This is a genomic window from Armatimonadota bacterium, assembly GCA_013314775.1.
Lineage (GTDB): Bacteria > Armatimonadota > Zipacnadia > Zipacnadales > JABUFB01 > JABUFB01.
Genome location: JABUFB010000003.1, coordinates 153,415 through 166,032, shown reverse-complemented (window position 1 = coordinate 166,032; position 12,618 = coordinate 153,415). Strand labels below are relative to the sequence as shown.

At 63.9% G+C, this 12,618-nt stretch carries 13 protein-coding genes; all 13 read right to left on the bottom strand.

Going from position 1 to position 12,618, the window contains the following annotated elements; all coding sequences use genetic code 11:
* Nucleotides 1–14: 14 nt before the first annotated feature.
* The 13 genes from fabF to HPY44_03430 all read right to left on the bottom strand — a co-directional run bounded on the left by fabF (nucleotide 15) and on the right by HPY44_03430 (nucleotide 12,531).
* Nucleotides 15–1,256 (bottom strand): beta-ketoacyl-ACP synthase II, encoded by a 1,242-nt coding sequence (gene fabF / locus HPY44_03490; GenBank protein ID NSW55053.1) that lies wholly within the window; start codon nucleotides 1,254–1,256, stop codon nucleotides 15–17.
* Between the two features lie 10 nt (nucleotides 1,257–1,266).
* Nucleotides 1,267–2,079: a class I SAM-dependent methyltransferase gene (locus HPY44_03485; protein NSW55052.1), complete on the bottom strand. Its 813-nt coding sequence runs from the start codon at nucleotides 2,077–2,079 to the stop codon at nucleotides 1,267–1,269.
* A gap of 128 nt (nucleotides 2,080–2,207) precedes the next feature.
* Nucleotides 2,208–2,450, bottom strand: a complete 243-nt coding sequence (locus tag HPY44_03480; GenBank protein ID NSW55051.1) for an acyl carrier protein — start codon at nucleotides 2,448–2,450, stop codon at nucleotides 2,208–2,210.
* A 100-nt stretch (nucleotides 2,451–2,550) separates the two neighbouring features.
* Nucleotides 2,551–3,291, bottom strand: a complete 741-nt coding sequence (gene fabG / locus HPY44_03475; GenBank protein ID NSW55050.1) for a 3-oxoacyl-[acyl-carrier-protein] reductase — start codon at nucleotides 3,289–3,291, stop codon at nucleotides 2,551–2,553.
* A 38-nt stretch (nucleotides 3,292–3,329) separates the two neighbouring features.
* Nucleotides 3,330–4,256, bottom strand: a complete 927-nt coding sequence (gene fabD, locus HPY44_03470; protein ID NSW55049.1) for an ACP S-malonyltransferase — start codon at nucleotides 4,254–4,256, stop codon at nucleotides 3,330–3,332.
* A gap of 27 nt (nucleotides 4,257–4,283) precedes the next feature.
* Nucleotides 4,284–5,480, bottom strand: a complete 1,197-nt coding sequence (locus HPY44_03465) for a 4Fe-4S binding protein (GenBank protein NSW55048.1) — start codon at nucleotides 5,478–5,480, stop codon at nucleotides 4,284–4,286.
* Nucleotides 5,481–5,541: 61 nt separating this feature from the next.
* The gene (locus HPY44_03460) at nucleotides 5,542–6,324 is read right to left on the bottom strand and encodes an electron transfer flavoprotein subunit beta/FixA family protein (protein ID NSW55047.1); all 783 of its coding nucleotides are present in this window, start codon (nucleotides 6,322–6,324) and stop codon (nucleotides 5,542–5,544) included.
* A 74-nt stretch (nucleotides 6,325–6,398) separates the two neighbouring features.
* Nucleotides 6,399–7,547, bottom strand: coding sequence for an acyl-CoA dehydrogenase family protein (locus tag HPY44_03455; GenBank protein NSW55046.1), 1,149 nt, complete (start codon nucleotides 7,545–7,547; stop codon nucleotides 6,399–6,401).
* 149 nt (nucleotides 7,548–7,696) lie between these two features.
* Entirely contained in the window at nucleotides 7,697–8,686 is a 990-nt protein-coding gene (locus HPY44_03450; GenBank protein ID NSW55045.1) for a ketoacyl-ACP synthase III, read from the bottom strand.
* 152 nt (nucleotides 8,687–8,838) lie between these two features.
* The gene (plsX, locus tag HPY44_03445) at nucleotides 8,839–9,852 is read right to left on the bottom strand and encodes a phosphate acyltransferase PlsX (GenBank protein NSW55044.1); all 1,014 of its coding nucleotides are present in this window, start codon (nucleotides 9,850–9,852) and stop codon (nucleotides 8,839–8,841) included.
* A 71-nt stretch (nucleotides 9,853–9,923) separates the two neighbouring features.
* The gene (gene rpmF, locus HPY44_03440; GenBank protein NSW55043.1) at nucleotides 9,924–10,133 is read right to left on the bottom strand and encodes a 50S ribosomal protein L32; all 210 of its coding nucleotides are present in this window, start codon (nucleotides 10,131–10,133) and stop codon (nucleotides 9,924–9,926) included.
* Nucleotides 10,134–10,281: 148 nt separating this feature from the next.
* Nucleotides 10,282–10,695 (bottom strand): DUF177 domain-containing protein, encoded by a 414-nt coding sequence (locus HPY44_03435; GenBank protein NSW55042.1) that lies wholly within the window; start codon nucleotides 10,693–10,695, stop codon nucleotides 10,282–10,284.
* 609 nt (nucleotides 10,696–11,304) lie between these two features.
* On the bottom strand, nucleotides 11,305–12,531 hold the full coding sequence (locus HPY44_03430) for an FAD-dependent oxidoreductase (GenBank protein NSW55041.1): 1,227 nt from the start codon (nucleotides 12,529–12,531) through the stop codon (nucleotides 11,305–11,307).
* Between the last annotated feature and the right edge of the window lie 87 nt (nucleotides 12,532–12,618).

Genomic DNA, 12,618 nt, shown 5'->3' with positions numbered 1-12,618 from the left:
CTCCGTGCGCGGCGCTATTCCTCGTAACGCCGCGCGACGACGACCGCGTTGTGCCCACCGAAGCCGAAGGAATTGCTCATGAGGGTGTCGATCCGGGCTGAGCGGTGCTCCTCCCGGACAACATCAATCCAGATGTCATCATCCGGCTCGTGGCAGTTGAGGGTCAAGGGCACAATGCCCTCTTGCATCATCTTGATGGACAGTGCCAGCTCCATCGCACCCGTCGCGCCCAGCATGTGCCCATGGACGGATTTGGTCGAGCTGACCATGGGGGAGTAGTTCTTGCCCTCATACAGCAACTGCAGGGCTCGGGCCTCCATATCATCTCCGCCCGGCGTTCCCGGGGCGTGGGCGTTCACGTAGTCGATGTCGGTGACGGACAGTCCGGCCTCATCGATGGCGGTCAGCATCGCCCTGGCGGCGGCTTCCCCGCATGGATCCGGGGCCACCATATTGTATGCGTCCGCGGTCATCCCGTAGCCAACGATCTCCGCGAGGATATTGGCTCCCCGTGCACGGGCGAACTCCAGTTCCTCCAGAATGATGATGCAGGCGCCCTCGCCCATGACGAAACCGTCCCGGGTCTTGTCGAAGGGACGGCACGCTGTGGCAGGCTCGTCATTGCGGGTGGACAGGGCCTTCGCAGCGCAGAATCCGCCGAGTCCGGTGGGAGAGATCGCGCCTTCAGTGCCGCCGGTGATGATGGCTCTCGCAGTCCCGTGCTTAATGGTCTCGAATGCGTTCCCAATGGCATGGGTTGCACTGGCGCAGGCGCTCACAGTCGCGTAGTTCGGGCCCTTGGCGCCCGTGCGCATGGAGATCATCCCGGCAGCCATGTCCACGATCATCACCGGGACCAGGAAGGGCGATACTCGGCCCGGACCTTTGGTGATGAGCTTCGTGTACTGCTCCTCCCAGGTCCACATGCCGCCGATTCCGCAACCGCAAATGACGCCCACGTCATACTGGTTCTCGGGGGTGATCTTGAGCCCGGCCTGGGCTATCGCCTGGTCGGCAGCCACAATGGCGAACTGCGTGAAGCGGTCGCAGCGCTTGGCTTCCTTGCCATCCATGTACTGGGTGGGGTCCCAGTCTGGAATGTCCGCGCCGATGTGCACGTCGTAGTCGGTAGTGTCGAAGATGGAGATGGTCTTGATGCCTGTGCGTCCCTCAAGGGCCGCGGACCAGGCATCCTCCAGAGAATGCCCAACCGACGACACACAACCGATACCTGTCACGACGACTCGGTGGGACATGCTTACTCTCCTATTCCTCAACGTTTTCGCGTCCCGCCGGCCCGGCTTCCTTTCGGGCCAACACAAACAGATTCTTGGTCAGCCGCAATGCCGACCGCGCGCTTTCGAAAAGGAAGCCCGGAAGGGTAGTCGCATAGAGCGCAGCCCCTGGCACCGGCACAAGACCACACTCCCGCAGGACCCGGTCCAGCGTGCGGGAGTGATGGTACACAAGATGAGTCTTTGCCCAGTTCCCGCGGTAACCCCGATACGTCTGACGCCAGAGGTGGGCGCGCAGATACTCGCACGATGGAGTGATGATGGCGGCAAGACCGCCCGGCTTGAGTATCCGCCGAACTTCCCGCAGCCCCTCGCTGGTGCGCGGGATATGCTCGATCACATCCCACATGGTCACTACGTCGAAGCTATCGTCGGGCAGGCCGGTCCGGGTGATTGAAGCCCGGTGAACTTCGAACCCCAGGCCCCGACAGTGCTCGACCGGGTACTTGCCGACGTCGAGGCCCACGGGCTCAAAGCCCGCATCGCGGGCGGCGATCAGTGTCTCTCCGACACCACAGCCGATATCCAGCAGACGCCCTGACGGCACGTACCTGCGGATGATCCTGATCCGACGAGCCGCGGAGCGGGTTTTCCTGGCCGTGCGGAGCTGATAGTTCTGGAAGTAGGCCTCGTCGTCGTAGTGCTCGACGGACCGGGCCGCCAACTCGTCAGCATCTGCGTTTACGACCAGCCCGCAGCCGGCGCAGCGCAGGTAGTGACCCTCCTCATGCTTCACGTAGTCACGGATGTCGGTCGAGCCACAGACCTGACAGGGGCCCTTCACAGGACCGCCCCCTCTCGCCGCCGATCCGTTCGCACGTAACGAAGCAGGGGGACCCCGGCCGTCCGGCAGCCTCTAGCGGCTCGCTTACCGTGGCCCGAATCCCCCTATGGACCGCATACCTGTCGATACTATGCCTCGCCGCCAAGTTTGGCCTCGAGATAGCGCACGGCGTCGCCCACGGTCTGAATCTTCTCGGCGTCTTCTTCCGGAATCTCCACGTCGAACTCGTCCTCGAGAGCCATGACGAGCTCAACAACGTCCAGCGAGTCGGCGCTCAGGTCGCCATCAAACGAGGCGTTCTCGGTGACCTTGCTTTCGGGCACGGAAAGCTCGCGCACGATGACTTCCTTGACCTTCTCGAACAGTGCCATTTTGCGGTTCTCCCTTCAAGGGTATGCATAAGTTGGGAGCACTGCGCTCCCTTGGTGCAGGTCAAAAAGAATCCTCAGCGTACAGGCCGGCGGCGCACAACTACATAACCATTCCACCGCAGATGCTGATTACCTGCCCGGTCAGGTAGGACGACCTGGGGCCGCACAGGAAGGCCACCACGTCGGCCACATCCTGGGCCGTTCCCGGCCGGCCCAGCGGAATCCCCTTCAGCCATTCGCTGCGGGCCTCCTCACTGAGCTGGTGGGTCATCGGGGTCTCGATAAAGCCGGGCGCCACCGCATTACACAGGATGTTGCGGCTGGCAAGCTCCTTCGCGGTGGTCTTCGTCAAGGCGATCAAGCCGCCCTTCGAAGCGGAGTAGTTGGCCTGCCCCGCGTTCCCGATAACACCCACGACCGACGCGATGTTCACGATGCGCCCGCTCTTTTGCTTCATCATCGGCCGGGCAACCGCACGGGTACACAGGAATGCGCTCTTGAGGTTGACGTCGAGCACCAGGTCCCACTGCTCATCCTTCATGCGCACCAGCAGGCCGTCGCGGGTAATCCCCGCATTGTTGATCATGATGTCAAGCCGGCCAAACCGGTCCAGCGTCTGCTCCACCATGCTCTCAACGTCTTCCACCTTCGCAGCGCTGCCAACGGTGACCAGTGCTTTGCGCCCCAGGTTTTCCACCATCGCGGCGGTTTCCTTCGCGGTCTCCTCCACCAGATCATTCACCACAATATCCGCTCCATCGCCCGCGAGCGTCAGGGCAATTGCGCGGCCGATCAGTCCGCCGGCTCCGGTTACGACTGCGATTTTTCCGTCAAGATCCATGCTGCGACCTCCGGTGTCAACGGGCAACTGCGCCCTGTTTAGCCCAGTGATTCCACGAACGCATTGATCTCCGCCAGCGTGCCGACACTGGCCACGCGCACGTTGCTGTCGATGCGCTCGATCAGCTTCGCCAGCACATTACCCGGCCCGACTTCTACAAAGCAGTCCACACCCTGAGCAATCATCGTCCGGACTGAGTCCTCCCACCGCACGCTCCCCGTCACCTGATGGATCAGCGCCTGGCGAATCCCGTCTGCCTCAGTGCGCGCCGTGGCGTCCACGTTGGAGACTATCGGGACTGTCGCGTCGGACAGGTGCACGGCCTCGAGCTCCGGCCTGAGCATCTCTGCGGCAGGGGCCATGAGCGGGGAGTGAAAGGCGCCGCTGACCTTGAGCGGGATGCTCCGTCCCCCGCGCTCCTTGGCCAGCGCACAGGCGGCGTCTACCGCGGCCTTTTCGCCGGAGATAACCACCTGACCCGGGCTGTTGAAATTCGCAACACTCAGGACGCCCTCGCCGGCCGCATCCTGAACGAGTTGCTCGACGTCCGCGGTTTCCATCTTCAGGATCGCGGCCATTGCCCCGCCTACCTGGCTTGCGGCGGCGGCCATCAGCTCGCCCCGCTTACGCACCAGGCGCGCTGCCTCCTCAAGCTCCAGACACCCTGCCGCGACCACTGCCGAGTACTCTCCCAGGCTGTGGCCGGCCACCAGCGCGGGCCCCTCCGCGTGCCGTTTGCGCAGCGCCGCGAAGGTTGCCACGCTGTGTGCGAAAATAGCGGGCTGCTGGATCTCGGTGGGTGTGAGCGCGTCGGCGTCCTCGCCGAACATGATCTCGGTGAGGGAGAAGCCCAGGGCGTCATCCACCACGCGCAACACTTCCTCCGCGATGGCGGATTCGCCCGCGATCTGCTTGCCCATGCCCGCGAACTGCGAGCCCTGGCCGGGGAAGACGTAAGCGATCATGCGAGTGCTCGGCGCACCGCCCGCGGGCTAGTTGCCGAATTCCTCCTTGAGCGCCTTCACGAGTTCCGGAATGACCTCGAACAGGTCGCCAACGATCCCGTAATGCGCCACCTTGAAGATCGGCGCGTCCGGGTCGGTGTTGATGGCCACGATGGTGTCGGAGGAGGACATGCCCGCGAGGTGCTGGACTGCGCCGGAGATGCCGCAGGCCACGTAGAGCTTGGGCTGGACGGTCTTTCCGGTCTGACCGACCTGGTGATAAGCGGGGATCCAGCCGGCATCCACCGTTGCGCGGGACGCGCCCACAACGCCGCCCAGGGCATCGGCCAGCTCGCGAATCAGCGCGAAGTTCTCAGCCTTCTTGATCCCGCGGCCGCCGGAGACGATGATCTCGGCGTCCTGCAGGTTCACCTTCGAGCCGCCCTCTTCCTGAATGACCTCGATGATCTTGGTGAGGACTGCCTTCTCGTTGAGATTCACTTGGGTGCGCACGATCTCACATTGGGCGTTCTCGCGCGGCGGGATCTTCTTCATGACGCGTGGGCGCACAGTGGACATCTGTGGGCGAGCCTGCTTGCACAGGATCGTCGCCATGATATTGCCGCCGAACGCCGGGCGGGTCTGGCGCAGGAGTTTGGTCTCCGGGTCGATATCCAGCCCGGTGCAGTCCGCGGTGAGGCCCGCTCCGATGCGCGCGGCGATACGGCTGGCAAGGTCCCGGCCCATGGGCGTTGCGCCGAACAGGACAATTTCGGGCTTGTGGGTGTTGATCAGCCCGGTGAGCACGTCGCTGAAGGGCCCGGTGCGGTACTGCGAGAGCACCTCGTGCTCCACGATGTACGCCCGGTCGGCTCCATGGGCAGCGGCCGTGGGAACGAGAGCCTCCACGGACTCGCCCACGATCGCGACAGACACATCCGTACCCAGGTCTGCTGCAAGGCGGGATGCCTCGCCCAGGAGTTCCAGCGACACGTCGGCCAGCTTGCCGTCATGCAGTTCGGCGATGACCCAAATGCCCTTGTAGGCGCTGGTGTCCACGTCGGCCATCTTCGGTACTTCGAGGATGATTGCGCCGAACTTGCAGGAGGATGCGCAGGCGCCGCAACCCGTGCAATCTTCGGTGAAGCGAGCCTTGCCGTCCTCAACCACGATCGCCCCGTACGGGCAGGCGCTGATGCAGACCTTGCAGCCGACGCACTTATCGACATCGATGTGTATAGACATTGTGATCCCTGTAGCGTGGATTTGCCGCCCCACGGGTCGGGGCCGGCTTGCGGCTCCCTGTTCAGAGAACCTTGGCATCCCGCAGCCGGCTCACCAGTTGGCGCGCCACGTCGGGCACATCGCCCTCCAGCCTCTCGGCCTTGTGGTCGTGGCTGGGGGCGAACACCCGCATGACGTTTGTGGGCGAACCCGACAGACCGCAGCGCTCAAGGTCCGCACCGACGTCTTCCGCTGTGAGACACGGGATCTCGACCTTGCGTGCTTTCATGACACCCTTGAGCCCCGCATGGCGCGGCTCGTTGATCTGCTTGACCACCGTGATCAAACAGGGCATCGGCGCCTCCACCACCTCGAACCGGTCGTCCAGCAGCCGCTTGACCCGGACCTTCTTACCGTCCACCTTGATTTCGATGGCGTAGGTGACCTGAGGGATGCCAAGCTGTTCGGCAAGGCCGGGCGGTACCTGCGCGGTGTCTCCGTCGAAAGCTTGCTTGCCGCAGAGAATCAAATCGAAATCCCCGATCTTGCGTACGGCCTGGGAGAGGGCATAGCCGGTGGCGAGGGTGTCGCTTCCAGCGAAGGCGCGGTCGCACAAGAGCAGCGCGTTGTCGGCGCCCATCGCGATTGCCTGACGCAGGGCTTCCTCGGCCTGCGGCGGCCCCATGGTGATGACGGTTACCTCACCGCCATGCTCCTCCTTGAGCTGGAGCGCGGCCTCGATGGCATTCTCGTCGAAGGGGTTGATGATGCTGGGGACGCCGTCGCGCATGAGGGTGCCCGTTTCCGGGTTGATGCGCACTTCGGTGGTGTCCGGCACCTGCTTGATCGAGACGATGATCTTCATGCTGTAAGCCCTCGTCAAGGACCCGGCGCCGTGAGATCGTCTCCCCCGACGCCTGACCCGCTGTTGTTCGGCATTTACTTGCTGATGGCTTCGCGCAGAAGGGCGAGGGCGATGACGCCGCGCTGGATCTCGGACGTGCCCTCCACGATCTCAAACAGCTTGGCTTCGCGCATGTACCGCTCCACCGGGTATTCGCAGGTGTAGCCGTGTCCGCCGTGAATCTGTACAGCCTTGGAGCACACGCGAGAGACCGCTTCGGAACCGTACAGCTTGGCCATCGCGGCCTGCTTGCTGAAGGGGAGGCCCTGATCCTTCATCCATGCGGCCTGGTAGGCGAGCAACCGGGCACATTCGATGTCGGTGGCCATGTCCGCGAGGTGGAACTGGATGGCCTGGAATTCGCTGATCTTCTTCCCGAACTGCTCGCGCACCAGCGAATACTGCACGGCGCAATCGTACGCCGCCTGGGCAAGACCAACCGCGCCCACAGCCATACCGATGCGGCCGATGTCCAGCAGATCCATGGCCACGCGGAAGCCCCGGCCTTCCTTGTACAGCACGTTCTCCGCGGGAACTTCGCAGTCCTCGAAGATCAGTTCGCGGTTGGACAGAGAGTTGTACGCCATCTTCTTCTCATCCTTGCCGAAGGAGAAACCGGGCATGCCCTTCTCGAGGATGAAAGCCGTCAGACCACGGGTCCCGCGATCAGGCGCGCTGTTGGCTACGACCACGTAGGTCTCCGCGTCCCCGCCATTGGTGATGAAAATCTTTGTGCCGTTGAGAATGTACTTGTCGCCGCGCTTTTCGGCACGCGTCTGGACGGAGCCGGCATCGGAACCCACGTTGGGCTCAGTGAGACCCATGGCGCCGATCTTCTTGCCGCTGGCCAGGTCGCGCAGATACTTGTCCTTCTGCTCGTCAGTGCCGAAGGCCATGATCGGGTACATGCACAGCATGTGGGCAGCGTAGACGGCCCCGGTGGTGGTGCAGGCAGCGCTCAGCTTCTCGCCGATGACTCCCCATTCCAGGAAGCCCATGCCCATGCCGCCCCATTCCTCGGGAACCGGCACACCGAACAGGTCACACTCGGCCATGACCTTGATGTTGTCCCAAGGGTACTCGCCAGCCTCATCGACCTCACAAGCGGTCGCCTTGAAGTCGGCGCAGATCTCGTCAACGGCGTCGAAGATCTCCTGCTGTTCCTCGGTGAAGCTGAAATCCATTGTGCGGACCTCCCTGGAACTGTGAACCGACCCTGGGCCGGGGATTGGGCTGCGCGGCGCGAGACGCCAAAGCGCAGGGTTTTCTCAACGCCGGGGCCGGCGCATGTAATGCTGGCCCGGGCGGTCGATACAGCTGATGATCGTCGCGATCAAGTCCACCGGAAGACAGCGGAAGCGAGGCTGAAGCCGGCCCCGAAGGCAACCAGCAGGACGACGTCCCCGGGCTTGAGACCTGTCTCCCGCGCGTACTCATCCAGCGCGATACCCACTGAAGCCGCCGATGTGTTCCCGTACTTATCCAGGTTGATGACCATGCGCTCGTACGGGATGTCCAGCCGCTTCGCCGCGGCATCGATGATCCGCAGATTCGCCTGATGCAGAACGCAGACGTCAACCTGCGACATCTCCAGGCCGGCCTTCTCCATGCAGCGCCGCGCGATCTCCGGCACGCCGCGCACTGCGAGCTTGAAGACTTCGTGGCCGTCCATCTGCAGCAGGTGCTGGTAGTCCGCGAGAGCTTCGGGGGTGAGGCGGGTGCGGCTGCCGCCCGCGGGGATCATCAGGAGTTCGGCAGAGTCGCCCTGGGTGTCCATGGCGAAGGCCAAGAGCCCCTGCCCGGGCGCACATGGCCCGAGAACAGCGGCACAGGCCCCATCACCGAAGAGCACGCAGGTCGAGCGATCGGTCCAGTTGGTGATGCGCGTCAGGGATTCGGCAGCGATCACCAGGACGTGATCAGCCGCCCCGGTCTGGATATACTGCGAGCCGGTCACCAGCGCCTGCACCCAACCGGTGCAGCCGGTCACAACGTCGAAGGTGCCGACACCTTTGGCGCCCAGCATGTCCTGGACGATGCTGGCAGTTGCGGGGAAAGGCATGTCCGGAGTGATCGTTGCAACGATGATCATGTCCAGATCATCGACGCTGATGCCCGCGTTCTCCAGGGCCTTGCGGGCTGCCTCGAAGGCCAGGTCGGAACTGGCTTGATCATCGGCGAGGATGCGCCTCTCACGGATGCCCGTATGCTCGACGATCCACTCGTCGCTGGTGTCAACGATGTCGCACAGGTCCTGGTTTGTGAGCACGCGCTCAGGCACGTACGCGCCAAGACCTTTGATACAAGCGCCTCGAACTTCCATGGTCTTGAGTCCCTCGCCGCCGCGGCGGGCAAGTTCGCGCGCAGCGGCCAATGTGATCGGGTGCCCCGCAGGTGCCGGGCCATTGTCCCTGAACGCCGCCCTCGCATGGGCACGAAAGATCCCGCGGATCTGGGGGCGTGCGCGTACTGCCTTCAGGCAGGGACAGACGCCTCGGGGAACAGCTCCCGGCAGGTATCGCGGACGTGCTCCACCACCCGGCCCTTCACCGCGCGCTCCGCAACAAGCAAGGCGTTCTTGATGGCGAAGGCGTCAGACTTACCGTGGCTGACGACGCAGATGCCGTTGACACCCAGTAAGAGCGCCCCGCCGTACGTGCCATAGTCGAAGAGATCTCGCAGCGCCTTGAACGGGCCGCGCATGAACAGCATGCCCATCCTCGCCCACGCGCTGCGTTTGATGCCGGTGCGAAGGACGTCAACCAGCGTACCCGCGACACCCTCAGCAACCTTCAGTACCACATTGCCAACGAAACCGTCGCAGACGATGACATCCACGTCATCGTCTGCGAAAACCTGGTCGCCCTCTACATTCCCGATGAAGTTGATCGGGGCCTTCTCCATGAGCGGCATGGCGGCCTGGGTCAGTTCGTTGCCCTTGTGCGCCTCGGTGCCGATGCTCAGCAAACCCACCCGCGGCGCCTTCATGCCCAGCGCGAACTCGGCGTAGATGCTGCCCATGAGGCCAAACTGCACCAGGTATTCCGGTTTGCAGTCCGCATTGGCGCCGGCATCCAGCAAGATCCGCGGGCCGTGCTTCGTGGGCAGGAAAAGCGCGATGGCCGGCCGGGCAATGCCAGGGATCGTTTTCAACCGCGTGTGGCACAGGGCCATGAACCCGCCGCTGTTGCCGGCGGAGACGCACGCCTGGGCTTCACCGGAGAGAACCATCTCAACGGTGCGGGCAACCGAGGAATCCGGCTTGCCGCGCAGAGCGACGCGCGGGCTGTCTTCCATCTCGACGATCTCGGTGGCCGGGCGGATGATCATCCGATCGGCTCCCGCGTGACCGGCGATAAGCGCGCGAATCCTGTCTTCCTGGCCGCAGAGCGCCACCTGTGATTCAAGGCAGTCCGCAGCCAGCAAGGCGCCGCGCACAACCTCGTCGGGGGCCAAGTCCCCGCCCATGGCATCCAGAGCTATGAGCATTCGGGGCTCCTGTGGTATACCCGGACGCTAGCCAGTGCCTTCAGGTCCGGGCGATCGACCGCGCAAAGAGCCTACTTCTTCTCTTCCTTGCGCTTGTCGTCCTCCGCGACCGTGTGGTCGACCTTCCGGCCCTTGTAGTAGCCGCACTTGTAGCACGCATTGTGCGGAAGAATCATGGTCTTGCAGTTCCTGCACTGGGTGAGGTTCGGAAGGGCGATCTTCTGATGCGTCCGCCGCTTCCTTGTCCGGGTGTTCGAATGTTTCCTCTTCGGCAGCGCCATTTTCCTGTCTCCCGTTCATTGTCAGCCGTCCGCACACAGGTCTGAACACGGCCAACCCCGATGCGGGCCCCAATGGCCGACTGTCAGTACTCAACAAGCCGGCTTGTCGCTCAGGTTCAGGCAGCGCTGCCTGCCCAGCGGCATGCCGTCAGTCGTCGATGAGATCGCGAAGCCCGGCCCAGCGCGGATCCACGTCGTCCTCGCCGCAGCCGCATGGTCCGTCGCTCAGGTTCCTGCCACATCGGGGGCACAAGCCCGCACAGTCGGGCCGGCATAAGGAACGCGACGGCACATTGAGGACCAACACCTGCCGGACCAGTTCACTCAGGTCCACCAGGTCGCCACTCAGAAGCGGGATAGGCTCCTCCGTGCCGGCTTCCCACATCGAAGGCTCGTCAATCTGGGTCAACGAGCACTGCTCATAGACCTCAGCGTCCAGCTCCACGACGTGATCGGCAAGGCAACGGCTGCACGGCAAGACCGCAGTCGCATGCAACCGGCCCCGCGCGGTCACGAGGGAATCGGCATTCTCAAGTTCCACATATCCGATCACCGGACCCACGAACTCCCCGCCCGCGCCATAGGGTGCCGGTGCGTCAATTTCGCACCGGACTCGCCCCTGCGGCTTGGATAGCGTCGCGAGAATCCGGTATTGCATAATGCAGAACGCGGCTTTCGCCGCGATAGGTGGCCTGTGAGCCTATTTGCAGAAGGCGAGTATATTGCCAAGGTGCAGGGCGTGTCAAGACTCACAGGCCGTCGAAAGAGCATCGGTCCTCCTGGATGCGTGCCGGCTAATCCCAAATCCGCGTTCAGCCAGCCCTTTGCCTTGAGCCTTTCCACAACAGCCCGCGAAGCCGGCGTCACAACCGCCCGGCGTTCTCATCATTTCTGTCGCCCCCCCCGGGGGCTCAAGCGACCTGAAGTGCCCCGATTCCACGGGCTCCGTTCCGCTTCGCTCCACTCCACCCGCGGCTATGAGCTGTCGCCCGCTTCGCGGGCTGTGAGGCAAAGGGCCCACCAACGAGATGCCAACTCTCCAGGGCCGGCGGAACTCATTCCGGACAGAGAGAGCGTCTGACTTCGATAGGTCCAGGCACGCTCTGGCCGCTGCTAAGATAACGCGCTGATGCCTGTAAGCCAAGATGCTCTCAGTCTTTCCGCTGTCAGCCTACTCTCCCTTGCGAGACGCAATCACCCTTCGCAGTTCTCCTCCGTCCACTTCCGCCGGCTCCATCCCGTCCCTGACACACCACGCCGCCGCGAGGCCCGCCGCCTGCCCCATCGCCATGCACGTCCCGGTCACTCGGTACGATGCGTGGGCCTCGTGGCTCCCCGAGATGCACCGTCCGGCGACCAGGAGGCCGCCCACACCCGCGGGAACCAGGCAGCGGTAGGGGATGTCGTACACCCCCGTCTTCACCCCGTGTCCGCTGTCAACGCCCGAATCCGGGTCCGGATCGTGGATATCTACACCGAAACCGCAGGACGCGATCCCGTCCTCGAACGCCCGCGGGGCCGTCAGGTCAGCCAGCGTCAGCCTGTACAGGCCTGTCACGCGCCGGGTTTCACGGATCCCCATCTGCGGTGCGGTAGCCGCCAGCCGCACGCCCTCGAGCCCCGGCACATGACGCAGGACCTCCACCATCTCGTGAGCCTGCCGCCGGGCATCCACCGTGCCCTTTGTCAGGTCCGCCGGGTCCAGCGGGTTCAGTCGGTACACATGCGTGGCCTGGATCGCCGCCTCACCCGCAGCCGGCAGAGTGATGAGCCACGGGGCGTAGTTTACCCGCTCGAAAGGCAGGCGGTGCGGCAGACCGGCGCGCTCCAGCGCATCCGACATGAGGTCGAACAATTCGAGAGCCGAGTCGCAGTCAAAGCTCCCGATACCACGGACTTCGAACATGAGGGTCATCGGCTGCACGACGCCATCGGCATCCCTGCCCATCTCATACTCGCAACCGGCCCGCGCCGCGATGTCCCCATCTCCCGTGCAGTCCACGGTCACTTTCGCCAGGACAGCCTCTCGCCCGGCCTTGCTTTCGGTGATTACCCCCCTCAGCCGTCCGTCCTGCACGATGCTGTCCACACAGTATGTATGGTATAGCAGTTCCACGCCGGCCTCGGCCAGCATCCGTTCCAGTTCGAGTTTCATCGTCTCCGGGCAGAAGGTGTGGGCGAACTTCCAGCGCTTCCAAGCCCCCGCAGCTTCCAGTCGCTGGATGAGCTCGCGCACCAGCCAACCATTGCGGGTGGCTTCGAAAAACGGGTTGACGAGACCAGCGGTCCACATGCCGCCGGCCATGCCGTAGCGTTCCAGCAGCACCGTGCGGGCACCCTCGCGCGCGGCGGCGATTGCGGCCGAGACCCCGGCAGGCCCGGCGCCACAGACCAGCACATCGGCCTGGAGGCGAACCGGAGTGTTCCGGGGCGATTCCAGGACACAGAGGTCATCGACACCAATCGCCATCGGGTGCGGCGTAAG